The sequence below is a fragment of the Mycobacterium sp. E2733 genome (assembly GCF_001667585.1).
Classification (GTDB): Bacteria; Actinomycetota; Actinomycetes; order Mycobacteriales; family Mycobacteriaceae; genus Mycobacterium.
Genome location: NZ_LZJZ01000012.1, coordinates 149131 through 176081 on the forward strand (window position 1 = coordinate 149131; position 26951 = coordinate 176081).

General features: G+C 65.7%; 23 protein-coding genes and 1 pseudogene. 13 read left to right on the forward strand and 11 right to left on the reverse strand.

The window, feature by feature from the left end; translation table 11 throughout:
* Positions 1-8: 8 nt before the first annotated feature.
* The 5 genes from A5678_RS01230 to A5678_RS01250 are packed head-to-tail and all read left to right on the forward strand — an operon-like array spanning position 9 to position 6203.
* Positions 9-821 (forward strand): enoyl-CoA hydratase/isomerase family protein, encoded by an 813-nt coding sequence (locus tag A5678_RS01230; protein ID WP_068037199.1) that lies wholly within the window; start codon positions 9-11, stop codon positions 819-821.
* Complete coding sequence (locus tag A5678_RS01235) at positions 812-1612, forward strand: enoyl-CoA hydratase/isomerase family protein (protein ID WP_068037201.1); 801 nt, start codon at positions 812-814, stop codon at positions 1610-1612. Before A5678_RS01230 ends, A5678_RS01235 begins: the two co-directional genes overlap by 10 nt.
* Positions 1612-3090, forward strand: coding sequence for a class I adenylate-forming enzyme family protein (locus A5678_RS01240; protein WP_068037203.1), 1479 nt, complete (start codon positions 1612-1614; stop codon positions 3088-3090). The genes A5678_RS01235 and A5678_RS01240 overlap by 1 nt, the downstream gene beginning before the upstream one ends.
* The gene (locus tag A5678_RS01245) at positions 3080-4684 is read left to right on the forward strand and encodes a class I adenylate-forming enzyme family protein (protein WP_068037206.1); all 1605 of its coding nucleotides are present in this window, start codon (positions 3080-3082) and stop codon (positions 4682-4684) included. Before A5678_RS01240 ends, A5678_RS01245 begins: the two co-directional genes overlap by 11 nt.
* A complete protein-coding gene (locus tag A5678_RS01250) occupies positions 4677-6203 on the forward strand; it encodes a class I adenylate-forming enzyme family protein (RefSeq protein WP_068037209.1) in 1527 nt (508 codons plus the stop codon). Before A5678_RS01245 ends, A5678_RS01250 begins: the two co-directional genes overlap by 8 nt.
* Here the strand turns inward: A5678_RS01250 and A5678_RS01255 are convergent.
* From A5678_RS01255 to fabG, 6 genes are all read right to left on the reverse strand, one after another.
* On the reverse strand, positions 6200-6562 hold the full coding sequence (locus A5678_RS01255) for a hypothetical protein (RefSeq protein ID WP_068037213.1): 363 nt from the start codon (positions 6560-6562) through the stop codon (positions 6200-6202). The genes A5678_RS01250 and A5678_RS01255 overlap by 4 nt on opposite strands.
* Positions 6563-6640: 78 nt before the next feature.
* On the reverse strand, positions 6641-7333 hold the full coding sequence (locus A5678_RS01260; protein WP_068037217.1) for a GntR family transcriptional regulator: 693 nt from the start codon (positions 7331-7333) through the stop codon (positions 6641-6643).
* Positions 7334-7335: 2 nt separating this feature from the next.
* A complete protein-coding gene (locus A5678_RS01265) occupies positions 7336-8529 on the reverse strand; it encodes an acyl-CoA dehydrogenase family protein (protein WP_068037220.1) in 1194 nt (397 codons plus the stop codon).
* Positions 8530-8554: 25 nt separating this feature from the next.
* Positions 8555-9679 carry a CoA transferase gene (locus A5678_RS01270; RefSeq protein WP_231983550.1) on the reverse strand — a complete coding sequence of 375 codons (1125 nt, stop codon included), beginning with the start codon at positions 9677-9679 and terminating at the stop codon, positions 8555-8557.
* Between the two features lie 65 nt (positions 9680-9744).
* Positions 9745-10971 (reverse strand): acetyl-CoA C-acetyltransferase, encoded by a 1227-nt coding sequence (locus tag A5678_RS01275; protein ID WP_068037226.1) that lies wholly within the window; start codon positions 10969-10971, stop codon positions 9745-9747.
* Positions 10968-11717: a 3-oxoacyl-ACP reductase FabG gene (gene fabG, locus A5678_RS01280; protein ID WP_068037543.1), complete on the reverse strand. Its 750-nt coding sequence runs from the start codon at positions 11715-11717 to the stop codon at positions 10968-10970. The genes A5678_RS01275 and fabG overlap by 4 nt, the downstream gene beginning before the upstream one ends.
* Positions 11718-11828: 111 nt before the next feature.
* On the opposite strand from fabG, the gene A5678_RS01285 reads away from it, so the two are divergent.
* From A5678_RS01285 to A5678_RS01295, 3 genes are read left to right on the forward strand one after another with little or no spacing between them, the layout of a single operon-like run.
* A complete protein-coding gene (locus tag A5678_RS01285; RefSeq protein ID WP_197502001.1) occupies positions 11829-13001 on the forward strand; it encodes an acyl-CoA dehydrogenase family protein in 1173 nt (390 codons plus the stop codon).
* A gap of 29 nt (positions 13002-13030) precedes the next feature.
* Complete coding sequence (locus tag A5678_RS01290; protein ID WP_068037231.1) at positions 13031-13852, forward strand: mycofactocin-coupled SDR family oxidoreductase; 822 nt, start codon at positions 13031-13033, stop codon at positions 13850-13852.
* A gap of 51 nt (positions 13853-13903) precedes the next feature.
* A complete protein-coding gene (locus tag A5678_RS01295) occupies positions 13904-14332 on the forward strand; it encodes a pyridoxamine 5'-phosphate oxidase family protein (protein WP_068037234.1) in 429 nt (142 codons plus the stop codon).
* 4 nt (positions 14333-14336) lie between these two features.
* On the opposite strand, the gene A5678_RS01300 is transcribed toward A5678_RS01295, so the two are convergent.
* The 3 genes from A5678_RS01300 to A5678_RS01310 all read right to left on the reverse strand — a co-directional run bounded on the left by A5678_RS01300 (position 14337) and on the right by A5678_RS01310 (position 19819).
* Positions 14337-15413 carry a phosphotransferase family protein gene (locus A5678_RS01300; RefSeq protein WP_068037545.1) on the reverse strand — a complete coding sequence of 359 codons (1077 nt, stop codon included), beginning with the start codon at positions 15411-15413 and terminating at the stop codon, positions 14337-14339.
* An 87-nt stretch (positions 15414-15500) separates the two neighbouring features.
* A complete protein-coding gene (locus tag A5678_RS01305; RefSeq protein ID WP_068037547.1) occupies positions 15501-17240 on the reverse strand; it encodes an ABC transporter ATP-binding protein in 1740 nt (579 codons plus the stop codon).
* Positions 17237-19819: an ABC transporter ATP-binding protein/permease gene (locus A5678_RS01310; RefSeq protein ID WP_068037237.1), complete on the reverse strand. Its 2583-nt coding sequence runs from the start codon at positions 19817-19819 to the stop codon at positions 17237-17239. The genes A5678_RS01305 and A5678_RS01310 overlap by 4 nt, the downstream gene beginning before the upstream one ends.
* Positions 19820-19964: 145 nt before the next feature.
* Between A5678_RS01310 and A5678_RS01315 the strand changes: the two genes are divergently transcribed.
* Positions 19965-20387 carry a thiol-disulfide oxidoreductase DCC family protein gene (locus A5678_RS01315; protein ID WP_068037240.1) on the forward strand — a complete coding sequence of 141 codons (423 nt, stop codon included), beginning with the start codon at positions 19965-19967 and terminating at the stop codon, positions 20385-20387.
* Here A5678_RS01315 and A5678_RS01320 read toward each other — a convergent pair.
* Positions 20384-20692, reverse strand: a complete 309-nt coding sequence (locus tag A5678_RS01320) for a hypothetical protein (RefSeq protein ID WP_068037243.1) — start codon at positions 20690-20692, stop codon at positions 20384-20386. The genes A5678_RS01315 and A5678_RS01320 overlap by 4 nt on opposite strands.
* A 1264-nt stretch (positions 20693-21956) precedes the next feature.
* Here A5678_RS01320 and A5678_RS01325 point away from each other — a divergent pair.
* Positions 21957-22157: a DUF1508 domain-containing protein gene (locus A5678_RS01325; protein WP_068037244.1), complete on the forward strand. Its 201-nt coding sequence runs from the start codon at positions 21957-21959 to the stop codon at positions 22155-22157.
* A gap of 64 nt (positions 22158-22221) precedes the next feature.
* Here A5678_RS01325 and A5678_RS01330 read toward each other — a convergent pair.
* Positions 22222-22500 (reverse strand): annotated as a pseudogene (locus A5678_RS01330) (WhiB family transcriptional regulator); the annotation flags it as partial.
* Between the two features lie 488 nt (positions 22501-22988).
* Here A5678_RS01330 and A5678_RS01335 point away from each other — a divergent pair.
* The 3 genes from A5678_RS01335 to A5678_RS01345 all read left to right on the forward strand — a co-directional run bounded on the left by A5678_RS01335 (position 22989) and on the right by A5678_RS01345 (position 26687).
* On the forward strand, positions 22989-23630 hold the full coding sequence (locus tag A5678_RS01335) for a PAS and ANTAR domain-containing protein (protein WP_156746722.1): 642 nt from the start codon (positions 22989-22991) through the stop codon (positions 23628-23630).
* 1754 nt (positions 23631-25384) lie between these two features.
* Positions 25385-25843 (forward strand): M23 family metallopeptidase, encoded by a 459-nt coding sequence (locus A5678_RS01340; RefSeq protein WP_068037251.1) that lies wholly within the window; start codon positions 25385-25387, stop codon positions 25841-25843.
* Positions 25836-26687 (forward strand): hypothetical protein, encoded by an 852-nt coding sequence (locus tag A5678_RS01345; protein ID WP_068037254.1) that lies wholly within the window; start codon positions 25836-25838, stop codon positions 26685-26687. Before A5678_RS01340 ends, A5678_RS01345 begins: the two co-directional genes overlap by 8 nt.
* Positions 26688-26951: the final 264 nt, after the last annotated feature.

Sequence of the window (26951 nt, forward strand, 5' to 3'; positions counted from 1 at the left end):
GGAGCAGGATGCCTACTGACTCGTTCGACACCATCAACTACGACGTCGACGGGCATACCGCCACGATCACGCTGAACCGTCCGGACGCCCTCAACGCCCTCAGCCCGCACATGATCACCGAACTGCGGGCCGCCTACGACGAGGCCGAGAACGACGACAGGGTCTGGCTCACCATCGTCACCGGCACGGGGCGGGCGTTCTGTACGGGCGCCGACGTCAAGGCCATCCCCGAAGACGGCAAGGTGATCTACGAGCGCCCGTACCTGTCGACCTACGACCAATGGGAGGCTCCGCAGGAGGGCACTCCCCCGTTTCGCACGGCCGCCAAGCCCGTGCTCGCCGCGGTCAACGGGTTGTGCTGTGGCGCCGGTATGGACTGGGTCACCACATCGGACATCGTGATCGCCTCGGAGCAAGCAACTTTCTTCGATCCGCATGTGAGCATCGGACTGGTGGCCGGACGGGAAATGGTGCGGGTGTCGCGCGCGCTGCCCCGCTCCATTGCGCTGCGGATGGCGTTGATGGGCAAGCACGAACGGATGAGCGCACAACGCGCCTACGAACTCGGTTTGATCAGCGAAATCGTCGAACACGACCGGCTTCTCGAGCGGGCACACGACATCGCCGACATCGTCAACTCCAATGCGCCGCTGGCGGTTCGGGGAACCCGGCTGGCCATCCTCAAGGGCCTCAATGTGCCGCTGCACGAAGCCGAGATCATGGCCGAAACGTTCCGCGAGCGCGTGCTGCGGACCGAGGACGCCGCGGAAGGGCCCAAAGCCTTCGTCGAGAAACGCAAGCCCGATTGGCAATGTCGATGACGTTCGAGACCATCCTGCTCGAGGTCAACGAGACCGACCGGGTCGCCACCATCACGCTGAACCGGCCCGGACAGCTGAACGCGTTCAACCGCACCATGTGTGAGGAGATGGCCCGCGCGTGGCGCATGGTCAAACTCGACCAGTCGGTCAATGCGGTGGTGCTGCGGGCGGCCGGCGACCGTGCGTTCAGCGCCGGCCTGGACATCAAAGCCCCTTACGGGCAACCCGAAAACATCTGGAATCACGAGGATCCCGGCGAAGCGCTGAGCCCCAAGTGGCAGAAGATGTGGAAGCCGGTCGTTTGCGCCGTTCAGGGCATGTGCACCGCGGGTGCGTTCTACTTCATCAATGAATCCGACGTGGTCATCTGCTCGCAGGACGCCACGTTCTTCGACTCGCACGTATCGGCCGGCCTGGTCTGCGCGCTGGAGCCGATCGGCCTGATGCGGCGCATCGGCCTCGGCGAGACATTGCGCGTCGCCCTGATGGGCAACGACGAGCGGGTCGGCGCCGACACCGCGTTACGGATCGGGCTGGTGTCGGAGGTGGTCGCCGCCGATCGGCTCTGGAATCGGGCACACGAGATCGCCGCGACGATCGCCGCGAAGCCACCGACCGCGACTCAGGGCACGGTGAAGGCGATTTGGGAGTCGCTCGACAAGCCTTACCGCACGGCCATGGAGCAAGGGCTGATCTATACCCGGCTGGGGAATCCGCTCGGCGCAGCGGAGCTTGCCGCCCAGAAGAATTCCAGCGGCGAAGGCGCCACACGCGCGCCGAAAATCCGCTGATGCCTCCGCACCCGCTCAGTCAACGCATCGCCGACGTAGTCAACCTGGCGCCGGACGCGCACGCGATCGAATACGACCGCCAATGGATTTCGTGGGCCCGAGTGGGCGCCATGGCACAGCACATCGCTGTCCTTACCGCTGGCGCAGAAGTCGGAATGCTGCTGCGCAACCGCCCCGGTCAGGTGGCGGCGTTTCTCGGGGTGCTGCTCGGCGGCGGCACCGTCGTCGTCATCAACCCGTCTCGCGGCGACGAGCGCACCAGGGCCGACATCGCCGGACTGCGGCTGCCGCTGATCATCGGGGAACACGACGACCTGGCGGCACTCGTGCCCGCGACGACCGGCGCGACCGCGGTGGCGATCTCGGGTCGCCTGGACGATCAGCCCGCCTGCAAGACGGTTCCTCCCGCGCCCGAAACCGACCCGCGCCCCGGCGTCGCGGTGCGCATGTTGACCAGCGGTACGACGGGCCCGCCCAAACGAATCGACCTCGGCTACGACATGCTGGCGCGCAGCGTGATGGGCCCCGAGACCGACCGCGGCCCGTCGCCCACCGAGCTACGGCGCGGCGTCGCGATCGTCAACTCGCCGCTGGTGCACATTGGTGGCGTGTTCCGCGTGTTGCAATGCATCGCCGAGGCGAGGCCGTTCGCACTGCTGGAACGATTCGAGCTGAACGCATGGGCCGAGGCGGTGCGCCGGCACCGGCCGCGCACGGTCTCGCTGGTGCCCGCGGCCCTGCGGACAGTGTTGCACTCCGACGTGCCGAAAGCCGACCTGGAGAGCATCCGCGCCGTCACCTGCGGCACGGCCGCCCTGACGGCCGATGACGCCGATGCCTTCACCGACAAGTACGGCATCCCGGTCTTAACCTCCTATGCAGCAACGGAGTTCGGTGGCGGCGTGGCCGGCTGGACGCTGCCCGACTACCAGCGATATTGGACCACAAAACGGGGTAGCGTCGGCCGCGCCAACCCCGGCGCGCAGCTCAGGGTGGTCGCCGACGACGGCACGCCGCTCGGCCCCGACGAGGTCGGTCTCCTCGAAGTCAAGCCGGCCCAGCTGGGGCCGTCCACTCAGTGGATGCGGACCACGGACATGGCGCGCATCGACCCGGACGGCTTCGTCTGGATCGTCGGGCGGGCCGACCAGGCGATCATCCGCGGCGGGTTCAAGGTGATGCCCGACGACGTGCGCACCGCCCTGGAGAGCCACCCCGCGGTGGCCGGGGCGGCGGTGATCGGCCGGCCCGACCAGCGCCTCGGCGCGATACCGGTCGCCATGGTGGAACTGCGCGCGCCGGCATCCGTCGAACCCGACGCACTGGTGGACCATCTGCGAAGTCGGCTGGCGCGCTACGAGATTCCCACCGAGATCGCGATCGTCGACGCCATCCCGCGGACACCGTCGGGCAAAGCCGATCTGGGTGCGGTCCAGCGGTTCTTCAGCGCAGCCGACCACAGCGACCATGCGCGGTGACACCCCGACGGTCGCCGAGGTCCTGAAACACCAGGCTCACTCGCGCGGAGACCACCCGCTACTCGTCTGCGACGGGAACCGCATCAGCTATAGGGAAGCCGAGGTTCGCTCGGCCGAGCTCGCCCGCGGGCTGATCGCCATCGGGGCCGGCAAGGGCACCCATGTGGGCCTGCTCTACCCGAACGGGACCGAGTTCGTCGTCGGAATGCTGGCGGCGGGGCGGATCGGCGCGGTGGTGGTGCCCTTCTCCACCTTCGTCACGCCCCGCGAGATGCGCGAGCAGCTGCTCGACAGCGACGTCGAAATCTTTTTGAGTGCAGCGGCATTCCGTAACCACGACTACGTTCAACGGCTCGAACAGGTGCTGGCGGACCCTGACTTCAAATCCGACCGTCGGCTGTTCGCCCCAACCGCACCCCAACTGCGGCAGGTCGGCATCGGTTATCGCGCGGGCGCGGTGCGCCGCGTCCGCGACATCGAACGGTTCTACCGGCTGGCCGCGACCGTAACCCCCGCGCTGCTCAAGGCGACGGAAGACGATGTCCGCGGCTGCGATCCCCTGGCCATCGTGTACACGTCGGGTTCCACCAGTGCTCCCAAAGGGGTCGTGCACACACAGGCCGCGCTGCTCGGACATCAGCATAACCTCAACAGGATTCGTGGTTTGACGGCCGACGACAAGCTCTTCTGCAATTCGCCCTTCTTCTGGATCGGCGGCTTCGCGTTCGGGCTGCTCGCCACTTTGGTCGCCGGGTCGACGCTGGTGTGCTCCAATGCCGTCGATCCCGGTGAAACGCTCGACTTGCTCGAAGCCGAAAGACCCACCATGGCCAATGGTTTCAGCGCCGGCATCGCACAGCTGACCGATCATCCGAGCTTCCCGCGCCGGGATTTGTCCTCGATGCGACGCGGCAACCTGTACCCGATCATGGCGCCCGACGTTCGGCCGGCCGATCCGGAACTGCGGCACAACATGCTGGGCATGACCGAAGCCGGCAGCGTCGTATTGATCAGCGACGACGAAACCGATCAGCCCGAGAACAGGCGCGGATCGTTCGGCAAGCCGGCACCCGGCTTCGACACCAAAATCATCGACACCGAAACCGGACTACCGGTTGGCGTCGGCGAGATCGGGGAGCTGTGCATCCGTGGGGGGTACGTGATGCAGGGCTACTACCGACGCAGTCGCGAGGAGTGCTTCGACGCCGACGGCTGGTTTTACACCGGCGATCTGCTGCGCGCCGACGCCGACGGATTCTTCTACTACCTCGGCCGGCTCAGCACGATGATCAAAACGGCGGGCGCCAACGTCTCGGCGGACGAGGTGGAACGGGCTATCGGCAGAGTCACCGGCGGGTTGGACGCCCATGTCGTGGGTGTCCCCGATGCCGAACGCGGACAGCTGGTCGCGGCGGTCGTGGTGGTTCCGGACGGCGCCGCGTTGGACGAGGCGGCGCTGCGCGGGGCGCTGAAGGCGGAATTGTCCGCGTACAAAGTCCCGCGACGGTTTCTCGCCGTGCCGCGCTCCCGACTACCGTTGCTCTCCAGCGGCAAGGTCGACACACGGGGACTCAGAGAGCTCTTCGATGCCTGACACCATCGACCGACTCATACGGTTCCGCTCCGAACGCAACGGGGACACACCGATGGTGATCGACCCTGCGTCCCGGATCAGTTATGGGGAACTCGATGCCGGCACAAATGCATTGGCGGCGGCGTTCGTCGAAGCCGGTGTGGGCAAAGGCACCCGGGTGGGGCTGGTCATGCCCAACAGCACTCGCTGGGTGCAGGTCGCCATCGCACTGACCCGCATCGGCGCTGTCCTGGTACCGCTGAGCACGCTGCTGCAAGCCGGCGAGCTCGCCGCGCAGTTGCGTGTCGCGGCCGTGCAATTCCTGGTCAGCGTCGACGAATTCCGCGGTCATCGCTACCTCGACGAACTCCACGACCTGCAGCCCGAACTCCCTGCGTTGCGCCAGGTCTGGACGGCCGACGAGCTCGCCGACGCCACCGCCGGCGACCGGGTCCGCCGAATCGTCGGCGCCATGACGGAGGCGGTCACGGCCGCCGATCCGTTGGCCATCATGTTCACCTCCGGCAGCAGTGGTGCGCCCAAGGGGGTCGTGCATTCTCACGGCAGCGCTCTGGGCGCCGTACGGTCGGGCCTGGCCGCGCGCTGCATCACCGCCGACACCCGGCTCTACCTACCCATGCCGTTCTTCTGGGTGGGCGGGTTCGGCAGCGGAATCCTCTCCGCCCTGGTGGCCGGCGCCACCCTGGTGACCGAGGAGATACCGCGGCCGGAGACCACACTGCGCCTGTTGGAAGCCGAGCGGGTGACGCTGTTTCGCGGGTGGCCGGACCAAGCGGAGACGTTGGCCCGGCACGCCGCCACGGCCGGCGCCGATCTGTCGGCCCTGCGACCGGGGAGCCTGCAGGCCCTGCTCCCGCCCGACCAGTGGGCCCGGCCCGGCGCTCGGGCCACACTGTTCGGCATGACCGAGGCGTTCGGTCCATACTGCGGCTACCCCGCCGACACCGACATGCCCGAGGCGGCGTGGGGCAGTTGCGGAAAGCCCTTCCCCGGCATGGAAGTTCGCATCGTGGATCCCGAGAGCGGCGAGCCCGCGCCGGCGTCCGCCGTGGGCATGATCCAGATTCGAGGCCCGCACACACTGCGCGGCATCTGCGGTCGCAGCCGAGAAGACCTCTTCACCGCCGACGGCTTCTACCCCACCGGCGACCTGGGCCGGCTCGACGAAGACGGATTCCTGTTCTACCGCGGACGCTCCGACGACATGTTCAAGGTCAGCGGCGCCACCGTCTACCCCAGCGAGGTCGAACGCGCGCTGCGCGCCATCGACGGCGTCCAGAGCGCCTTCGTCACCAGCGTGCCCGGAACGGCGGGCGAACGGGTGGGCGCGGCCGTGGTGTGCGAGGGCGCGGTGACCGCCGATGGACTCGCTCGGGCCGCGCGAAAGTTGCTGAGCGCATTCAAGGTACCGGCGGTTTGGCTGCTGCTGGAAACCGACGACGACGTCCCGCGTGGCGGCACCGGAAAGGTCGATACCGGCCGGTTGCGTGCGATGTTGGTCGACGCGGACCGACCCTAGGAAACGCGAGTCCAGGGTTGGCAATTCTGCGACTCGAAGGCCTTCACCGACGTGTTGATATTCGCGTACATCGGACCGATCGACGTATTCGTCTGGAGCACATGGTCCTTGTTCGCATCCGGTGTGCTGTAGGTGAACCATGAGCACATGGAGTCCTGGGTCGGCACGTTGTTGATCCACACGCCGAAGGCCGACCCCGAGCCGCCCGTGTGGTAGAGGCCCGGTGCGATGTCAGGCCCTACGACGAAAACGCCGTTGCCGGGGATCGGGTCGAGCGGGTCGGCGTGCGCCGGTGCCGCGACGGCCATAGCCGTCACCGTTGCAATGAAGACGGCGGATGCGCGAAGCGTTCGGGACATGTTTCCTCGCTCTGCCTGGTCGCCCCCGCAGATGCAGCGTAGGCCGAGGCCTATCCGCGCGACAATAGCCAGTCGAGTTCAGCGCGACGGCGGAAGACCCGCGTCCATGACCACCCCGCGGGCGGTGAGGTGATCGATCAGTGGAATCGCGCCGGCGGCAAGGTGTTGCGACATCGCCGCGCGGGCAAGCTGGTCGTCACGCTTTTTCAGCGCGGACAAAATGCGCCGATGGTCCCTCATCGACTGTTCCGGCCAACCTTCGATGGCGGGGAACACCGATTCCGGTGCGTAGCGGGTGATCTGCAACATCAGCTGGGCGAGCTTCGGTGAGTCTGCGGCAACGTTGATGGCGCGGTGGAATTGGTGGTTGAGACGTACCGTGCGCTCGTCATCATCACCGGCGTACGCGTCTTCGAGTTCCGCCTGGATCTGTTTGAGTTCGCGCAGTTGGTCATCGGTGATGTTGGACGCGGCCCGCGCGGCGAGTTCACCACCGACATGAGCCTGCAGGTTCGCGACGTCGGTGACGTCGCGACCCGTCACCGGCAACACCATGAAGCCCCGTCGGGGCTGTTGGGCGATCAGGCCTTCCGCGCGCAGGGCGAAGAGGGCCTCCCGCACCGGTGTGACGCTGATTCCCAACTCGGCGGCCAATTGATCCAGGCGGACGTAGGATCCCGCGACGTAGGTTCCATCGAAGATCCTCCGACGGATGAAGCGCGCGACATCGTCCGAAAGTTGCGGTCGCGCGGCGAAATCCGGGATAGTCATCGCTACACCCGATATTCGGCGAGCAGTCGCTTGCTGATGATGTTCTTCTGGATTTCGCTGGTGCCCTCGCCGATCAGCAGGAACGGAGCGTCACGCATCAGCCGCTCGATCTCGTACTCCTTGGAATAGCCGTAGCCGCCGTGGATCCGGAAACTCTGCTGGGTGACCTCGGTGCAATACTCGCTGCACAGGTATTTGGCCATTCCGGCGGCCACGTCATTACGCTCCCCCGAGTCTTTCAGCCGGGCCGCGTTAACCATCATCAGATGTGCCGCTTCGATTTTGGTGGCCATCTCGGCCAGTTGGAACGCGATGGCCTGGTGCTCGGCGATGGGCTTGCCGAAGGTGTGGCGCTGCTGGGCGTAGCGGACCGCAAGCTCGAAGGCCCGGATGCCGACACCGCACGCTCGGGCCGACACGTTGACCCTGCCGACTTCGATGCCGTCCATCATTTGGAAGAAGCCCTGCCCGGGGCTACCGCCGAGAACGTCGTCGGCGCTTGCCTGGTAGCCGTCGAAGATGAGTTCGGTGGTATCGATCCCCTTGTAGCCCAGTTTGTCGATCTTGCCGGGTATGACGACGCCGGGCACGACTTCGCCGAAACCTGTTGGCTTCTCCACCAAGAAGGTGGTCAGGTTTCGGTGCGGCTTGTCGGCCCCTTCGTCGGTGCGAACCAGCACCGCGATCAGCGTCGAGCTTCCGCCGTTGGTCAGCCACATCTTTTGGCCGGTGATGGTGTAGTCGCCATCCGGGTTCCGCGCCGCCCGAGTACGAATCGCGGCGACATCGGAGCCCAGTTCCGGCTCGGACATCGAAAAGGACCCCCGCGTCTCGCCGGTCGCCATGCGCGGCAGATACCGCTCCTTCTGCGCATCGGTGCCGTGCTGGCGCAGCATGTAGGCCACGATGAAGTGCGTGTTGAGCACCCCGGACACGCTCATCCAGCCGCGCGCCAGCTCTTCGACGCACAGCGCATACGTCAGCAGCGATTCCCCCAAGCCGCCGTACTCCTCCGGAATCATCAGCCCGAACAGGCCGATGTCGCGCATCCGGTCGACGATGTCCTGTGGGTAGGTGTCCCCGCGGTCGAGCTCTGCGGCGTTGGGGATGACTTCCTTGTCGACGAATTGCCGTACGGTGCCGATGATTTCGGTCTGGAATTCGGTCAACCCGAGGGTCTGGGCGAGTTTCGTCATGCGCTGTCTTTTCGTCTTGGCTTGCTCAGCAAGCGATTGTCTTCGCTTCGGTCAGGCGTTCGATGTCGGCCCTGGTCAGTCCCAGACGCCGCTCCAGGACGTCGGCGGTGTCTCGCCCCAGGCCCGGCGCGGATGTGGCGGCGGGGTGGGCGCCGTCGAACGCGACCGGCAGGCCGGCCGCGAAATAGTCCCCCAGGCCCTCCTGGCGCAGGAGGGAAAACAGGGGGTTGGCGGTCACTTTCGGGCCCGCCGCGACATCCGCGAAGGTGCGGTACCGCTCGTACAGCACCGTGGTGCCCGACAGCGCGTCGGCGATCTCCTCGGCGGTGCGGTCGGCGAACCAGGTGCCGAAAAGGCCGGACAGCACGTCGCGGTATCGGTAGCGGTCACCCTCGGAGCCGAAGTCGACACCCAGCGCCTCAGCGAGCGCCGTTACCGCGGTACCGGTGCCCGTCACGTCGACCAGGTCGCGAAAGTGCCGGCGGGTCAGGGTGACCACCATGAAGCGGGCGCCGTCGCCGCTGGTGAAGTCCTGTCCGTACTGGCCGTAGATGGCGTTGCCCAGGCGCTGCCGTTGCGTGCCGGTGACTTGCGGCTCGGTAAGCAGTCCGAGGTTCCCGGCGGTGGCCAGGGCGACGTCCTCGAGCGCCAGGCTGATCCGCGCGCCCGCACCGCTTCCGTCCCGGCGGCGGACGGCGGTGACGACGGCCAGCGCGGCGTATAAGCCGCAGCACACGTCCCAGGCCGGCAGCACGTGATTGATCGGGCCGGCGTGATCGGCGGGGCCGGTGACGAGCGGGTATCCGATGCCGGCGTTGACCGTGTAGTCGACTGCGGTGGAACCGTCGCCGCGTCCGAGCAGTTGTACGTGGATGACGTCGGGACGCTTGTTCGTCAATGTGTCGTGGCTGAGCCAGGACAGGCCGGCGGCGTTCGTCACCACCACGCCGTCCCCCTCGACGATGAGCCGCTGGACCAGCTCTTGCCCGTCGGGAGACCGCAAATCGATGGTGGCCGAACGCTTTCCCTTGTTGAGGCCGGTCCAGTAGATCGATGTGCCGTCCGCTGAAAGTGGCCACCGTTGGACGTCGGACGCGCCACCGATCGGATCGATGCGGATCACCTCCGCGCCAAGCTGACCGAGCGTCATGCCACACAGCGGGGCGGCGACGAAGCTGGACACCTCCACGACGGTGAGGCCGCTCAGGGGACCGGTCACGTCGGGGCGACCCGCTCGAACACGGCGGCCAGTCCCTGGCCGCCGCCGATGCACATGGTCTCCAACCCATAGCGCGCCTCGCGACGGTTGAGCTCGCGCGCCAGGCTGGCCAGCATCCGCCCACCTGTCGCACCGACCGGGTGGCCCAGGGAAATCCCGGATCCGTGCACGTTGGTGCGCTCGTGGTCGGCGGCACTGAAGTTCCATTCCCGCATGACGGCGAGCGCTTGCGCGGCAAACGCTTCGTTGAGTTCGATGAGGTCGATGTCGGACAGCCGCAGGCCGGCCTTGGCGAGCGCCACCTCGGTGGCCGGCACCGGACCGATGCCCATGATGTCGGGCGCCACCCCTGCCAGCCCCCACGACACCAGGCGAACCAAGGGCTTCAGACCGTACTCGGCGGCCTTTTCGGGCGTGGTCACCACGCACATCGACGCCGCGTCGTTCTGCCCGCTGGCGTTGCCGGCGGTCACCGTGGCGTCTGAATCCTGGCTCAGCAGGACGGGTTTCAGCTTGCTCAAGGACTCGACCGACGTGTCGGCGCGCGGATGTTCGTCGGTGTCGATCAGTTCCTCGCCGTTTCGGGTGGGCACCGCCACCGGGATGATCTCCTCGGACAGGATGCCGTACTTCTGCGCGGCCACCGCACGCTGGTGCGATCGCACCGCCAGCTCGTCCTGCTCCTGGCGTGAGATTTCGTACTGGCGGCGCAGATTCTCGGCCGTTTCCAGCATGCCGCCGGGGACCGGGTAGTGCCGGCCACCGGCGGTGGTGCGCCCGCGGGCCAGCCCGTCATGCACCCGGACGCCGCCGCGAGCGCCGCCCCAGCGCATGTCGGTCGAATAAAACGCGACGTTGCTCATGCTTTCGCAGCCACCGGCGATGACGAGATCGTTGTCGCCGCCACCCACTTGCATGCACGCCTGGATCACCGCCTGCAGGCCCGAGCCGCAACGCCGGTCGACCTGCATGCCAGGAACCGTCACCGGCAAGCCCGAGTCCAGCGCCACGACGCGCCCGATCGCCGGCGCATCGCTGTTGGGATAGCAGTGACCCAGGATGACGTCTTGCACCGACTCGGGCGCCAACCCGGTCCGCTCCAGCAGGCCCTTCAGCGCGGTGACGCCGAGGTCAACGGCGTTCAGCGCCTTGAACATTCCGCCGTAACGCCCGATCGGTGTCCTGACGGGTTCACAGATAACGGCTTCGCGGATCACACTCATAGGTGTCGGCCGCCGGTGATTTCCATGACGGTGCCGGTCATGTACGACGACAAGTCGGACGCCAGGAACAGCGCCACGCTGGCGACTTCGCTGGGCTCACCGGCCCGGCCCATCGGCACCTCGGCAACCTTTGAATCCCAAATACGCTGCGGCATGGCCTCTGTCATGGCGGAGCGGATCAATCCGGGGGCGATCGCGTTCACGCGGACGCCCAGGTAGGCAAGCTCTTTGGCCGCCGCTTTGGTCATGCCGACGATGCCCGCCTTGGCGGCGGAGTAGTTGGTCTGCCCGACCATCCCGACCTTGCCCGACACCGAGGACATGTTGATGATCGCGCCACGCTTGTTTTCCCGCATGACCGCGGCGGCCAGCCGGGTGCCATTCCAGGTCCCCTTCAGATGCACGGCGATGACCTGATCGAACTGCTCCTCGGTCATTTTGCGCATGGTCGCGTCGCGGGTGATTCCGGCGTTGTTGACCATGATGTCCAAGGTGCCGAAGCGCTCGACCGCGGTTTGGATCAGGGTTTCGACGTCGGAAGCCTGTGTGACGTCGCACCGGACCGCGACCGCGACGTCATCACCTCCCAGCTGCTTGGCCACGACCTGGGTTTCCTCGAGATTGACGTCACCGAGCACAACCCGGGCTCCCTCGGCGACAAAGCGCTCCGCGATGGCAAGACCCAATCCTTGCGCTCCGCCCGTGATTACCGCGGTCTGACCTGCCAACAACGACACCTGGGTCACATCCTTCACTGTTATTGCCGCCCTCGGGCATCCTCAAGGCAAATATCATATTTGATATAGGATCCTCTCCTGAACCGGGGTGCCCCGGGCCAGGAGAGGAGTATGGAGCCGATGGCCACCGCCGAATTCGCCGAGGTCTCGGACGAAGATTTCCGAGAGATCCTCGCTCAGACAAGGCAATTCGTCCGCAGCGCCGTCGTCCCCCGCGAGCAGGAGATCCTCGATCGGGATCGCGTTCCGGACGACCTCCGCGACGAAGCCAAGAAGATGGGCCTGTTCGGGTACGCGATTCCGCAGGAGTGGGGAGGCCTTGGCCTCAACCTCATGCAAGACGTCGAGCTGGCGATGGAGTTGGGCTATACGTCGCTGGCGCTGCGTTCGATGTTCGGCACCAACAACGGCATCGCCGGGCAAGTTCTGGTCGGCTTCGGCACCGACGAACAGAAATCCCGCTGGTTGGAGTCAATCGCGGCGGGCGACGTCGTCGCCTCCTTCGCGCTGACCGAACCCGGCGCTGGATCCAACTCAGCCGGCTTGCGCACCAAAGCCGTTCGCGACGACGGTGATTGGGTGATCTCCGGGCAGAAGCGCTTCATCACGAACGCGCCCGTCGCCAATCTGTTCGTGGTGTTCGCGCGAACCCGCCCGGCCGACGACCAGGGCCCCGGAATCGCCGTCTTCCTGGTGCCCGCGGATGCTCCGGGCGTCGAGGTGGGGGCCAAGGACGCCAAGATGGGTCAGGAGGGCGCCTGGACGGCCGACGTCAGCTTCGACGACGTCCGCGTCGGATCCGACGCGCTGATCGGCGGCAGCGAAGACATCGGATATCGAGCGGCGATGACTTCGCTGGCCCGGGGACGCGTGCACATCGCCGCCCTCGCGGTGGGCGCCGCTCAGCGAGCGCTCGACGAATCGGTCTCCTACGCCGCCACCGCAACCCAGGGCGGAACACCGATCGGAAACTTTCAGCTGGTACAGGCGATGCTCGCCGACCAGCAGACCGCGGTGATGGCCGGCCGGGCGCTGGTCCGCGACGCCGCTCGGCAGTGGGTAGCGGGCGAGGATCGCCGGATCGCCCCATCGGCGGCCAAACTCTTCTGCACCGAAATGGCCGGCGACGTGGCGGATCTCGCGGTCCAGATTCACGGCGGCAGCGGTTATATGCGCGGCGTTGCCGTCGAGCGCATTTACCGGGACGTGCGCCTGCTGCGGCTGTACGAGGGCACCAGCGAGATTCAGCGTTTGATCATCGGATCGAACCTCGTCAAGGCGGCTCACCGATAAGAGCGGCCGGACCAACAGGGGAGCAAACTATGAGCGGAAAGCTTGCGGGCAGAGTGGCATTCATCACCGGAGCGGCGCGCGGCCAGGGCCGGGCGCACGCGGTTCGAATGGCGCGGGAGGGCGCCGACATCATCGCCGTCGACATCGCCGGCAAGCTGCCGTCCTGCGTCCCCTACGACCCGGCGACTCCCGACGATCTGAGCGAGACGGTCCGCCTGGTCGAGGAAACGAACCGCCGGATCATCGCCTCGGTCGTCGACACCCGCGACTTCGAGGGGCTCCGCGCGGCCGTCGACGACGGTGTCGCCGCCCTCGGGCGGCTTGACATCATCGTTGCCAACGCCGGGGTCGCGGCTCCCCAGGCCTGGAACGACATCACGCCGGAAAACTTCCGCGACGTGATGGACATCAACGTGACCGGCACGTGGAACACCGTGATGGCCGGTGCGGACCAGATCATCGCGGGGGGTCGCGGCGGCTCGATCATTCTGATCAGTTCCGCGGCCGGCATGAAGATGCAGCCCTTCATGATTCACTACACCGCCAGCAAGCACGCGGTCACCGGAATGGCGCGGGCTTTCGCCGCCGAGCTGGGCAAGCATTCGATCCGCGTGAACAGCGTTCATCCCGGGCCGGTGAACACGCCGATGGGAACCGGCGACATGGTCGCCGCGGTGGGCAAGGCCATGGAGACCAACCCGCAATTGTCCAGCGTGCTCACCCCGTTCCTGCCCGACTGGGTCGCCGAGCCGGAGGAGATCGCCGACACCGTGTGCTGGCTGGCCAGCGAGGAGTCCCGCAAGGTCACCGCCGCCCGGATCCCGGTCGATCAGGGCTCGACGCAATACTGACCCTCGCCGATTCCGGGAATATATTCCCCGCGGTCGACGCTTGCAGCGCACATGAAAGCCTTCACCGAGAGCGAACGTCAGGAGTTTCTGGCCGGCAAGCACGTGGCCGTGTTGTCCGTCGACGCCGCCGACGGGCGACCGCCCGCCAGCGTCCCGATCTGGTACGACTACGCCCCGGGTGGCGACATCCGGATCATGACCGGGACGTCCAGCCGCAAGGCGCGGCTCATCGAGCGGGCAGGCAAGGTGACGCTGGTGGTCCAGCGCGAGGAGCCCCCCTACCAATACGTGGTGGTCGAGGGCACGATCGTCGAGACCACCAAGCCCGCCCCGGCCGACGTGCAGGAGGCCGTCGCCATCCGCTACCTCGGCGAGGAAGGGGGTCGCGCGTTCATCCGCAGCATGGAGGGTGTGGAAGAAGTGCTGTTCACCATCCGCCCCGACCGTTGGCTGAGCGCGGATTTCACCGGCGACCTCTGACGTCTCAGCCGATTAGCTCCAGGGTCCCGAGCTCACGGATCGCCTGGCAGCCACGGCCGAGCATGGCCAGCACCATGTCATCGCCGCGTTCGGTGGCGGCGGCGAACGCGAATCCCAGCGCCGAGATCAGCGGCGCCTGCAACACCCCGAGCCGATAGTCACGCCAACATGTTTCGCGATCGTAGTCGGTGACGCCACAGGCCACCAAGGCGCGATGATAGTCGGCGACGAGCCGTTCTTCGATGCTGGCGCGCAGCTGCGAGTTGAGACTCGTCGCGGTGAAGTAGGCGAGATCCCTGGCCGGCAAACCGACGCCGAGCGTCTGCCAGTCGACCACGCTGACGCGGGTCCGGCCGGGATCGAACAGCAGGTTGTCCAGGCGATAGTCGCCGTGCAGCAGGGCGAACCGATCGTACTCCGAAAGCAGCCACGGCGTGACCAGACCCATTGCCGCGCTGAAGGTCTCGCGGTCCTCGGCACTCATTCGGTCGCCCAGCTTGCCCAGCGTGATGTCCGCGCTCATCTTCGCCACCTCGCCCATGCCGCCGGCGCCGGCCTCGTCCGGCCTGGCGAACGCGATGCCCGGGAAGTCGAGCCAAACGGGATCACACCAGCTGGGCGCGTGCAGGCCGGCCAGAGCGGTAACCGCGAGGCGTGCTTCCACTTCGCCACACCCGGCCAGCTGATTACCTTGCACCGCCGGCGCCTGGTCGGCGAGGAGCAAGGCGAACTCCATTGCGTCCTCGGTGATCTCGGAGTAGAAGCACTGCGGCGTCGGCACCTGCACCCGGTCCGCCACGGATGAGTAGAACGCGCATTCACTGCGATATCCGATGACGACCCGGTCGCGCACGGTGTCGTCCTGGGCCGGCAGTTTGATGACGAAGGTCTGCGGCAGGTCACCGGGGTCCGTCGCGTACCGGGCGCACACCCGGTAGGTGGCGCCGGTCTGCCCGGTGCCGATCGCGATCACCTCCACGGCGGCCACCTCGACGGGAGCGCCACGCCCGCTCAGCGCGGCCGACAGCCATTGCGGGGTCACGTCGCCGGGATACCGCGGAATCGACACCACAGCACTCATGAACAGCACGCCTCCTGTACCCGGACAGCTCCGTCCGACTGACAAACTGTAAGGCATACCGCAAACGCTGCGGTCAACTACGGTGGCCTAGCCGGCCAGAATCCGCCAATCGGCGGCCTCGCGCTGCTGGCGCCAGAACTCGTCGAAACGCCCACCCGCGGCGAGCAATTCGTCGACCGTTCCGTCCTCGATCACTCGGCCGTCGTCCAGGAACAGGACGCGGTCGGCGTGGCTGATGCTGGCCAACCGGTGCGCGACGATCACCTGGGTGCGTGAGCGGGGGTCGAGGGTGAGTGCGCGGACCACCGCGGCCTCGTTCTCGGTGTCCAGGGCGCTGGTCGCCTCGTCGACGAGCAGTATCCGCGCCGGCTTGAGCAGCGCCCGCGCGATGCTGACCCGTTGGCGTTCGCCACCCGACAGCGCGGAGCCGGCCTCGCCGACGATCGTGTCGGCGCCGTCGGGTAGCCGCTCGATGAGTTCGTCGACGCGGGCGAGGGAGACGGCCCGGGTGAACCGGTCATCGCCGGCGCCGGGATCCCCGGCGAACACGTTGTCGCGGATGGACCCGTGGAACAGGTAGGGATGTTGGAACACCACGCTGCTCGCCGCCCGGCGCGCTTCGGCGTCCAGCGTCGCCGCGTCGACGCCGTCGATCAGCACCCGGCCGCGGGTGGGTTCGTGCAGGCCCGCGATCAGCGCCAGGATGGTGCTCTTGCCCGATCCCGACGGTCCGACGATCGCCGTCGTGCTCCCGGGCGCCAACGTGAAGCTCACCCCGTCGAGCACCGGCACGGTCACCCCGGCATAGCGGAATGTGACGTCGTCGAACTCGATGCGCGGCGCCGCGGCGGCATCTGGCAGCGCGGCCGTCCCGGCGTTCATCAGCGGCGCGGTGAGGACCGAGCGAATGCGGTCGAGCGTGGCGCGGGTGCTCTCCAACGCCGGGGCCAGCTCGCTGATCGTGGTGAACGGCTCCAGGTAGCGCACGATCACAACGATCAAGGCGATGGCTTCCGGGACCGTGACGGCCTTGTTCACCGTGAGCGCCGCCGTCGCCCCCGCCAACAGGATCAGGGACAGCTGACTGGCCAGGCTGAACAGCAGCTGGCCCGGGATCTGCATGGTCAGCAGCCGCATGGTCGCGCCGTGCTGCGCTGCGAGCGCATCGCCGACGAGGCTGCGTGCGGGCTCGACCCGCCGCGCGGCCCGCAACGCCTGCTGGGTGCGGGCGAACTCGATGATCCGTTCGGTGAGGGCGCCATTGGCTTCGTCGGCCGCGGCGTCGGCGCGCCGCGTCAGCCGTGCCGATGCCCACAGCGCCCCCAGCAGCAGGGGCACGCCGCCCAGCGCGGCCGCGCCGAGCTGCCATGAGATCGGCAGTAGGGCCAGCCCGATGGCGGCGGGGAGCAGGATGGCGGAGACCAGCGGCGTCAGCAGGTTGACGACGAGGCCAACCAGTTCGGGCCCGGTCGCGGCGATCGCCTGCCGTGCGGTCGCGGTGTGCTCGGCGGTGAACCAGTCCAGCCGCACGCCGGGCAACCGGTCCGCCACGTCGTGCTGGCTGTGGTCCAGCACCGCGAAGCCGAGGCTGAAGCCGAGGCGCGCCGTCGCGGTGTCGATCACCCATCCGATCACGGTGGCGGCGGAGAGCCAGCCCAGCCACACCAGCGCGCGGTGCGGAACGTCGCTGAACAGGGCGCCCACCAGGGGCACCAGCAGGACGGTGGCCGCGGCCCGCGCCACCACGGAGAGCACCGTGAGCGCGGCGTAGGTGATCACCCTGGCGCGCCGATCGCCGGGCACCAGGCCTAACCACGTGCGAATCATCGCGCCCCCTGAACCGTGGTGGCCGCGACCGGGTCTCGACGGCCGCGCTCCCACAGCCGTCGATACCGACCGTCGGCGGCCAACAACTCGTCATGACTGCCGCGTTCGGCGATTCGGCCGTGGTCAAGCACAACGATCTGGTCGGCTCCGGTAATGGTGTGCAATCGATGTGCGATCACCAGCACCGTACGATCGCGCGTCAACCGGTTAAGTGCCTGCTGCACAAGGTATTCCGATTCCGGATCGGCGAACGCCGTGGCCTCGTCGAGGATCAGCACCGGGGTATCCGCCAGGATCGCCCGGGCGATGGTCAGCCGCTGCCGCTCGCCGCCCGAAAGGCCGGCCCCCGCGCCCAGCAGGGTGTCGTAGCCGTCGGGCAATCGCATGATCCGGTCGTGTATCTGCGCCTGGCGCGCCGCCTCCTGGACCTGCGCCGCGGTGGCACCGGGGACGGCCAGCGCGATGTTCTGCGCGACGGTGCCGTGCACCAGCTGCGTCTCCTGCAGGACGAACCCGACCCTTGCGTAGAGTTCGTCGGCGGTCATCGACCGAATATCCTGTCCGCCAACGTGTATCGCACCCAGGTCGACATCGTGAAACCGAGCCAGCAGAGCGGCCAGCGTCGACTTTCCGGATCCGGACGGGCCCACGAGGGCGGTGACCGTGCCGGGCCGTAGCGTCAGCGACACCCCCTGGATCACCGGAACACCCGGGCGATAGCCGAAACTGACGTCGTCGAACACCACCGTCGCCGACGAATCTCCGGACTGGTCCTGCTCTCGCACCTCGAGCTCGGGTTCGTCGAGCGTGTTCTGCAAGCGCCGGGCGGCCAGCATGCCGGCGCTGATACCGCCGACCCCGTAAGCGATCCCGAGCAGTCGGGCGCCGAAGGTGGTGCCCAGCAACAGGAACGGCAAGAGATTCACCGGGTCCATCCGCCCGGTGACGGTGAGCAGGGTCCCAGTGAGCGCGATCAGCCACAGGAAGGTCGACGGCCGGGTGACCAAGTCCATGAGCGTCTTCTTGCCGGCCAGTGGGCGCTGCCAGGAGACCAGGAATTCGACGTACTCGTCCAGCCGGCGTCGGAAGCTGGATGCGGCCGCGCCGCCGAAGACGCGGATCACCGACTGGCCTTCCAGGTAGGCGCCGGCCTCGCCGCCCATCTTCTCGGCCCAGCGCTGGGATTGCGGTATGCGCGGGCCCGATTGAATGGTGAGCGACGACGTCAACACCAGGTACACCAGGACCGGCAGGAATAGCACGAGCGCCACGCGCCAGTCGACGACGAACAGGTAGACCAGCACCGCGACTGGGGCGACGATTGCCGCGACCGCGTCCGGGATGGCGTGGGTGACCAGATAGTGCAGCGACAGCGTGTCTTCCTGCAGCAGCTGGTTGATCGAGCCCGATCCGCGCGCGGTGAACCAGCCCAGCGGTAGCCGAGATAGCTTGTGCAACAACCGCGAACGCAGGTCGGCGGCGAACCGCGCATCGACGACGTGCAGCCACAGCGTGAGCGCCGCACCGAGCACGGTTCCCGTTCCCAGCAGTGCGACGGCTGCGATCCCGACGTTCCAGAGTCGCGATGCGGGCGCCCCGGCGACCAGCAGCCGAGCCAGCTCGACTAACAGTACGAACGGCGCCAGCTGCACCACCGTGATGAGCGCCTGCAACACGCCGGAAAGGATCAGCGCCGAGCGCAGCGGCGCGAGCAACCGGCCGGCGCCCTGGGCGCGCCAACTTCCGCGGGCCGCCGGGGCGGGAGTATCGTCTGACGGCTTCGGCGCGGAAACATGCTCGGGGACAACGCTGTTCACGGGCTCCGGCTCGTCGCCCCGGCGGGTGCCCATCGCACGCCCGGCACTCCAGTACGCCTGGGCGTGGACTACGGACTTGGGGAAACCGAACTCGTCGCGCAGCCGAGTCCGCACGTGCTTGAGCACCGTCGCCTCGGGCGTGGCCCAGGCGTACCAGTTGGACCAGTCGCGGTTATCAATCGCCGCGGCAAGGGATCTCTCGTCGCGCCGGGCCACCCAGTGCACGTGCAGCCGCGGGTGCCGCGCGATCGGGATCAGGACGTCATTGTCGTCGTGCTGCTCGAGATACATCTCGATCGGGACGTCATCGGGGACCACGCCGATGATCCCGTTCATGCCCGGGATCGACGCCGAGTCTCCGATCAGCAGATAGCCGGCCGGCTGTTCGTCGGGCACGTCGAAACGCGACGAGCCCATCAGCGCCATGACGGCGATCGTCGCGCCGGGCCGCACGGTGCGCGCCCACTTCGATGCCGGGCCGGCGGGTTCGTGCAGCACGATGTCGACCGCGAAGCGCCCGTTGGGCACGTCTGCCTCGGAGATTGTGTAGGCGCGCTGGAATTCGGCGTTGGATCCGTCCGGGTCCGGAAACCAGAACCGCAGCCATGCGGCGGGCTCGGCGTCCACATCTTCGAACAACGTCGGCGACGTCATGCGCACCCGCACGAAATGCGGTGCGATCTGGACGCTTTCGACCACCGTTGCGGCATGGTCACGGGCACCGAAGCTTCGCAACATCACACCCTGGAACCCGCGTGACATAGGGTCCTTCCTCGCGGCGCTCAACTCCGCGGCGACTTCGGCGAGCGGACGGCCCGGCGGACCCCTTGCTCGATAAGTTACCGCAAAACTAAGGGTTGCCTTACCAAAGGTCAACTCGTGGGCGGTTGGCCAGTAGCCTGGCGGTGTGAGCGGTGAACCGGCGCCCGTGTTGCTCTACGACGGGGTCTGCGGCGTCTGCAACTCGGCGGTGCGAACGATACTTCGGTTCGATCGCCACGGCACCCTGCGCTTTGCGGCCCTCGACAGCGACTTCGCCCAAGCGGTCTTTGCGCGGCACCCGGCAATCAAAGACGTGGACTCTGTGGTGTTCGTCGACGAACCCGACCAGCCGGGAGAACGCGTCGCCGTCCGATCCGCCGCTGCATTGCGGGTGGTGGATTACCTTGGCGGGCCGTGGAAGCTGCTCGAGGTGGCCCGCGTCGTCCCCGCTCCCCTACGCGACTGGCTCTACGATAGGGTCGCCGACGTCCGCTATCGCGTCTTCGGCAAGTACGACACCTGTCCGCTGCCGCCGCCGGAGGTTCGAGCGCGCTTCCTGGACGCCTAGTCCATGGCTAGGTCGGCCTCGGACTCTTTTCGCTTCAGTTCGGCGAGCTTGCGGTCTTCTGCGGCGAACTCGCGATGGTGAGCCGCCGAGTCGCGATGTTCACTCACATCGGACACGCCTCGTTCGACCGCCCGGTCTTGCACCCGCGCCACTCGTTCGTGTTTGCGGGCCGATTCTTCGAAGCTGCGGGCGGCCGAGAGCCCGGCGTGCGCGGCGCGTTCGCGAGCGGCCGCAGCCCTGCGTTCGGCGAGCTCGGCATCTTTCGCGCTCAGAGCTTCCTCGCGTGGCTGATTTCCGGTGGCCATGGCGTCTCCTCGTGTCCCGTGCAGTCCATGTACCCCGCAGAGAGGATTTGACGCCTGATGAAGGTGAACTGATTGTGCGGGCGGAGGGACTCGAACCCTGTTCAGCTACCTGATCAACGCGCCCATTTCAGCTCTAGCTGCTGAAACACATCACCGTAGTTCACCTGAGTTAACTGTGACCATGGCCAGATTGTGGCCACGCCGCGGCCACGGTGTCCGATAGCGGTTAGACAGAGACCGCCGGTAAGAAAGAGGGTTACCGGCAGCTAAGGGCATTCGCAGCCAGCAAACCGTCTCGGCAGCGGGACAAGCCCAAGGCAGCCCCAGTGCAGATAGTGCTCCTGCCGTCGACGACCGTGATGACGCGACCTTCGGTCCGGCTCAGTTGGTTCTCACGCGGCAATCTTCCCGCCTCATCAGTGCGTTGACTGATTCAATCCCAGTATTGCGCACCAGAGTTCGAGCAGTTCATGCCGCATTTTGACACCCGATATTTTGCTGCGAGACCTAGATATGACCTGACCGGCGACAGGCACACGATGCACGCGGCGGTGTTGTAGTTGGCTTGTAGGGTGTCGACGTGCCACGAGAGCATCGGGACCCACTAAGGGGACCGCCAAATATCTGTACGCCAATGCGATCAAGCGTGCGATGCCGGGCTGCGAGGCGCCGCTTTACATAAGTTATGCCGACGGTAGGCCGCGCACCCTCAACACACGTATGGCTCACATCTGCGCTCGCAGACGAAGGCGGCCCGCAGTCGAGCGACGACGGCCTCCGCCGTGTCAAAGGCTCCCCATCAACGAGTAGTCCGCGGTGCGGGTGGTCGTCCGGTTTTATGCAGACCACGGTCTCGTTTGCGCGACAACGAAGCTCGCTGGATCTTTGCGGACGAATAACAACGACTGAATAGTTGATTGGGCTACCCCTGCCTCTCCAACGGGCTGCGCGTGCTTAGACCGCCAATGGCAGGGTAATCCCGTTCAATGAGGCGAAAAGATGTCTCGCTGGGCGGGTCTAAGGCCGCTTCGGCCCGCACGCGCGACCTCGGAACTATTGATGCGGAGCTGCGAATGCTGGTGATCCTTCGCCGTGCGGCTCGGGAACAAGGCAGGCCGCTGCCGTCGGTAGTCGCGGTGGATGCGCTGCTGGACGAGCGTCTTCGAGCTAGCGGACGGCTGCAACCCGTAGGCTCCGCACGTGCGCCACAAGCCGTAGAGGCGTAGCGTTTTCGCTGTTGAGTAAGCGAACGAGGAGAACTGCCATGGCAGCCAAGTTCGAAGTCAGCAGGGACAAGTCCGGCAAATTCCGGTTCCACCTCAAAGCCGCCAACGGCGAAATCATCGCCGCCAGCCAGGCCTATGACACTAAGGCAGGCGCCGAAAAAGGCATCGAGTCGGTCAAGATGAACGCTCCCGCCGCGAAAGTCATGGACCTTACCGAACGGGCGTCGGCCCAGAATTAAGCGCGCGTGATCCCCTCGCGCATGCCACTAACACGATGTGCGTCGCAGTCGGCTACGGGACAAGTTACCGGGCGCGCGTCGCGCGCGTCGAAAAATCCTTCCACGACACGACCTCGGGATGCTGCTTAAGCAAAGCCCTGCGCTGGCGCTCAGTCATGCCGCCCCATACCCCGAACTCGACCTTGTTGTCCAGCGCCTCCGCCCCGCACTCTGTCATCACAGGGCAGCGACGGCAGATAACGGCAGCCTTACGTTGTCTCGCCCCGCCCACAAATAGTGCGTCGGGATCTGTTCCCCTACACAGCGCCTTCGCGACCCACGTGCGATCGTCCGGGGCGACGGCGCTCGGCGTATTGTCTACGGGTACAAGCCTTATGGGCCTTGCGGCCCGTCTTTCTCCTGACACGAGCTATTCCTTGGTCCCAGCCGGCCGCACAGTGTTGCGACCGCCTCCCCCTAATAGATACTGGGATGTGCGCCACATCGGCCCGTACGTGTGACCTGGATCCCCCAGTGTCTAAGTTAAGCGATTCCGTATCGATTACACAACAACTTTGTGGCACGCGCGTACCTTTTCGAGTGACGTTGATAAACGCTAGCGATTGCTGGCGACCTTGCGCCGTGCGGCTCCAGAGCGGGGTGGGCCGCTGCCGTTGAATGTCGTAGCCCTGACCCAACGTCGTCGAACGCACGCCACAGGCACGCGTTGCGTGCGGTAAACGTGCGGTAAACCCGGGCGGTAGCTTGCTTTACACGAGTCGCGCTAAAGTCCATCTTGTGTCTGAAGCCGCTGGTGAGTCCCCTGATGAGGGTGAGCTTGCGGGAGAGCTTTTGCCGGCTGCATCGGAGCGGACTGGATGGTTTCGGTTCTACTTCGATGACCAGCGCTGGGAGTGGTCCGACGAGGTGCAGCGGCTGCACGGCTATCAACCAGGAACGGTCACCCCGACCATGGAGCTCGTGCTATCCCACAAGCATCCCGAGGACCGCGACAAAGTGGCGGCGACCATTGACCACATTATTCACACCCGCGGGGTGTTCAGCGGCCGGCATCGCATCATCGATACCCGCGGGGCGGTGCACTCGGTAATCGTCATCGGGGATCAGTTCTTCGACGACGACGGTGCAGTCATTGGCACACATGGTTTTTATCTCGACGTGAGTCCGTCCGTGCGGGCACGCGAGGAAGTCATCACCACGAGAGTTGGTGAGATTACGGAGCACCGCGCGGCCATCGAACGGGCCAAGGGGATGCTGATGGTTATCTACGACATCGAAGAGGAGGCTGCCTTCGGTGTGCTGAAATGGCTGTCGCAGGCGAGCAACGTCAAAGTGCGTTCACTATGCGAACAGCTCTGCACCGACCTGCGAGCCGTCGCAGCCTCCGGAACCTTCGACAAAACTATGTTTGACCATGCACTGCTGGCCATCTCCCAGCGCATCGTCAGTAGTACAGATCAAGCCACGCGCTGATGGTTCGAGGCGCCCCCGGCCGCCGCTTCATGACTAGACCGGGGGCTGCGCAGCACCGCGACCCAGGGTCCGCCGCGTACCTAACACGACGTGGCACCCATCGGGATCATTCGTGAAACCGAAAGCGGTTGGCCTGACGACTATTTCGGTTCAACGTCTTAAATACATCCGCCAGACGCAAACGTTGATCACACGGGTGGAGTGGGTTTAGGAACTGTCTTGTGGTGCACCTACCAAAGGTGCCTTTTTACCCCGAAGAGCCTGGGGACGACCTCGAACGCATCTACCAACAGCTGCGCTGGGAACTGATGCGAGGCAAGTTCGAGGCAACTGCGGCCATTCCGTTTCGACCGCTCGCTGCATTCATTATTGAGTTGCCGCCACCGCCGCCAATCAGTTGAAATCAATCGCCCCGTGGGCGGGTTGGTCCGTGCGCTGGTCACGTACCACCCTTCTGGGTCATCGACTGACCACCGCCAGCTTCCCCCGACGCTGCGTCCGCTTCGATAGCGTGCCCAAAATCGCCACGAGTTGACGCAAGGCGGTGAGCTGGACTGCCATGTTGAACGTCGGGCGGGCGGTCAGCCGTCAGCTCTTATTTGGTTTGTGTGAACGCGTTTGCTAAAAGCGCAGTCCACCAGCCCAGATGCGAGTAACTTGCGCGTTATGAATCCAAATCCCGGCTGCATGTTCGGCATCTTTCTCTCCATTTTCGCCATCGTGCGGGCTCCCTTCATCTGGGGCACCAAGGTGGCCACGTCCAAGCGTGGTCGGACTTACAGGCATCCTGGCTTCGCCCCTGATTCGTCATCGGCTTGACCGCCGCTAGCTTTCCGCGACACTGCATCGGCTTCGAAAGCGTGCCCAATATGGCAGCCAACTGGCGTGCCGCCGCGGGTTGAGTCGCTACATGTCTTGGGTCGTCAAGGATGGCGGCCAGCGAGAGCGCCACCGCTGTTAGGCCGGGACGTTCGACAGCGACTGGTGCAGCGTAGAGTTCGGCACGCACGGCCGCGACCACACAACTGTCTTGTGACGAAACCGGCGGAGAATTAACCACACTCGGATTCCAAGGCCGGCGGGTCGACCGTAAGCCCGCGCTGGCGCCGGTAGCGACTCCGCTGGTAATCGCGCTCGGCAGCCTTACAAACCGCACAGCGGCAACCGCGGCTGTACCGGGTGCATCCATGCTCCAATGTGATCGTTTGGCGCAACTTTCGTTGGGGGTGGTCACATCTCGGGAGGCAGGGGGCTACGCGGAGTCGAGGGCCCCTCGCGTTTTTGCCAACGAGTTTTTTACTACACATGTGAGACCGGCAGACTACCGCAAGACCATGCCCCACATGTCGGTGGACGGCAACTAAAGACTCGCAACTGGTGGACTTTGGTCCCTATTCCCTTCATCATTGCGAGGGTTTTGATCGATGAAGGCGGCGCGGCGTACAGGCCGATTGGGACTGCTTACCACAACCCGAAGAAGGTGTTGACGGGTCTCAAAGGGGGCAATGATGAAACTCATCGCATTTGCGGCGCGGAAGATATGTCAACAAAGCGCGCGCCCGGTCACGAAGTCAGAAACGCTTTCCCATCAGGGCCGTAAGTAAGGGCCGAGCCGGATGACCGAAACCCGCCAAGCCCAGAATAAGATGAGGACCACTAGGACACCACCACACCGTACAGAAGTCGGAACATCTGCAAGGGCAAAAGCTGCGGCTGACCGACCAGTACGGTACTGGCCACTTGAGGCAGGTCGCGTGGTGACGAGCGGATTTGGTTGGCGCGACGGCGAATGGCACGCCGGCACTGATTTCGGCCGCCCGGGTGGCTCGGCGAACATGCCGGTGTACGCGTGTCAGTCTGGCACGGTGATCTACGCCGGCCAGGCGCAAGGCTACGGTGGGCCCGACCCTGCGGGCTGGTTGGTCATCGACTCATCCCACGAACAAGGTTCGGGCTGCGTCGAATACGGCCACATTGTCCGCGAAGTCGCCCAGGGCGACGTGGTGGCCGCCGGACAGCGCATCGCCCACATCAATCCCGACACTGCGACCAACGGTCATGTCCCGCCGCACCTTCACGTCAGTGTCATGCCCTACGACTACAACCCTGCCTCCAAGATCGACCCCATGCCCTGGCTGCGGGGGGCCCTTGAGCCTGCGGCCAAAACCGCTGCCGATGAGAGCACAAAAGTAATGAAGGAGCACAATGTCTGACAACATCACCACTTGGGATCCGCCAGGAGACTACACCGACTGGTATAACGCTGCGTATTGGACCAACGGGGTGCCCGACCGGGACAAGATTGCGGTCGTCCCAAAGCACACGGTGTCGACCGACAATAAGGATGTTGCGGTCAAAGAGCTGCGCGTGCTGGGCAGCGGATGGGTGAGCGTGGCCGAAGTGACCGCAGAGAAGGTTCTCGTCGCCGACGATGGACAGTTCGATGCGTCCACGATCACCGTCAGCGACGAGTTCAGGTTTGCCGGCGGGCAGGTGTCGTCCTTTGGGGGTCTCAATGTCCCGCCGACTGCCACACTGCGCATAGAAGGCACCGACAAGAAGGAGTTCAATGCTCACGGTCAGTCGATTCGTGTGCGCGGCAAAGGCGTTTTGAACTTCAAGGGCCACCACCTGAACATCACCGGTGACCTCGACATCGACATCACAGGTGTGGTCGAGGTCGACGAAGAGGCCAAATTTGAAGGTGCTGGGAGCGTGAGTAACTCGGGGCGACTGGAGATTGCCGCCCCGATGCATCTGTTGCAAGGAGTTGATTTGAAGAACTCGGATTTAGGGACACTGCAAATTGCGATCCCGGATCACACCGCGGCACAGTTGCCAAGAATCACGCTCGAAAGTGATAACTCGTGTTACCTCGATGGCAAGCTTGTCCTCGCGCTCGGATTCGAGCCAGCGGACGGTGCTTCGGTGCAAGTGCTCAGCTACTCCCAGTACCACCGCCAAGGCAAGTTCACCGAAATAGAAAGTGTTGCCAGTGGTTTTCGCTGGCAGGCGAACTATGGTGAGACCGCACTCAGCGTCACGCGCTTGCCCTAGCAGTAACCATTTGAAGGAAGTAATACCGGTCAAGAGGACTCGGTGATCGTTGCGCGCGATCTATAAGCACGCGGGCGATCCAGGCAGGAACGGGCGACTTCTATATGGCAGCTTGCATTGAAGTGGCTGTACCGCTGGGGCGGACGCAGGCCCGCGGGAAGCTGGCGGTGGTCAAGTCCATGACGACCAGCGCACAGCCGCACTGATTCGGCCCCCGATGCACGGGGTACCCGGTGCCCTGAATGATGGCCCGCTAGCTATCGT

What these genes read in the sequence shown, in the direction of transcription:
- A5678_RS01230 (WP_068037199.1), top strand. Translation starts at nt 9, where the DNA reads ATGCCTACTGACTCGTTCGACACCATCAACTACGACGTCGACGGGCAT.
- A5678_RS01235 (WP_068037201.1), top strand. Translation starts at nt 812, where the DNA reads ATGTCGATGACGTTCGAGACCATCCTGCTCGAGGTCAACGAGACCGAC.
- A5678_RS01240 (WP_068037203.1), top strand. Translation starts at nt 1,612, where the DNA reads ATGCCTCCGCACCCGCTCAGTCAACGCATCGCCGACGTAGTCAACCTG.
- A5678_RS01245 (WP_068037206.1), top strand. Translation starts at nt 3,080, where the DNA reads ATGCGCGGTGACACCCCGACGGTCGCCGAGGTCCTGAAACACCAGGCT.
- A5678_RS01250 (WP_068037209.1), top strand. Translation starts at nt 4,677, where the DNA reads ATGCCTGACACCATCGACCGACTCATACGGTTCCGCTCCGAACGCAAC.
- A5678_RS01255 (WP_068037213.1), bottom strand. Translation starts at nt 6,562, where the DNA reads ATGTCCCGAACGCTTCGCGCATCCGCCGTCTTCATTGCAACGGTGACG.
- A5678_RS01260 (WP_068037217.1), bottom strand. Translation starts at nt 7,333, where the DNA reads ATGACTATCCCGGATTTCGCCGCGCGACCGCAACTTTCGGACGATGTC.
- A5678_RS01265 (WP_068037220.1), bottom strand. Translation starts at nt 8,529, where the DNA reads ATGACGAAACTCGCCCAGACCCTCGGGTTGACCGAATTCCAGACCGAA.
- A5678_RS01270 (WP_231983550.1), bottom strand. Translation starts at nt 9,679, where the DNA reads ATGACGCTCGGTCAGCTTGGCGCGGAGGTGATCCGCATCGATCCGATC.
- A5678_RS01275 (WP_068037226.1), bottom strand. Translation starts at nt 10,971, where the DNA reads ATGAGTGTGATCCGCGAAGCCGTTATCTGTGAACCCGTCAGGACACCG.
- A5678_RS01285 (WP_197502001.1), top strand. Translation starts at nt 11,829, where the DNA reads ATGGCCACCGCCGAATTCGCCGAGGTCTCGGACGAAGATTTCCGAGAG.
- A5678_RS01290 (WP_068037231.1), top strand. Translation starts at nt 13,031, where the DNA reads ATGAGCGGAAAGCTTGCGGGCAGAGTGGCATTCATCACCGGAGCGGCG.
- A5678_RS01295 (WP_068037234.1), top strand. Translation starts at nt 13,904, where the DNA reads ATGAAAGCCTTCACCGAGAGCGAACGTCAGGAGTTTCTGGCCGGCAAG.
- A5678_RS01300 (WP_068037545.1), bottom strand. Translation starts at nt 15,413, where the DNA reads ATGAGTGCTGTGGTGTCGATTCCGCGGTATCCCGGCGACGTGACCCCG.
- A5678_RS01305 (WP_068037547.1), bottom strand. Translation starts at nt 17,240, where the DNA reads ATGATTCGCACGTGGTTAGGCCTGGTGCCCGGCGATCGGCGCGCCAGG.
- A5678_RS01310 (WP_068037237.1), bottom strand. Translation starts at nt 19,819, where the DNA reads ATGTCACGCGGGTTCCAGGGTGTGATGTTGCGAAGCTTCGGTGCCCGT.
- A5678_RS01320 (WP_068037243.1), bottom strand. Translation starts at nt 20,692, where the DNA reads ATGGCCACCGGAAATCAGCCACGCGAGGAAGCTCTGAGCGCGAAAGAT.
- A5678_RS01325 (WP_068037244.1), top strand. Translation starts at nt 21,957, where the DNA reads ATGGCAGCCAAGTTCGAAGTCAGCAGGGACAAGTCCGGCAAATTCCGG.
- A5678_RS01345 (WP_068037254.1), top strand. Translation starts at nt 25,836, where the DNA reads ATGTCTGACAACATCACCACTTGGGATCCGCCAGGAGACTACACCGAC.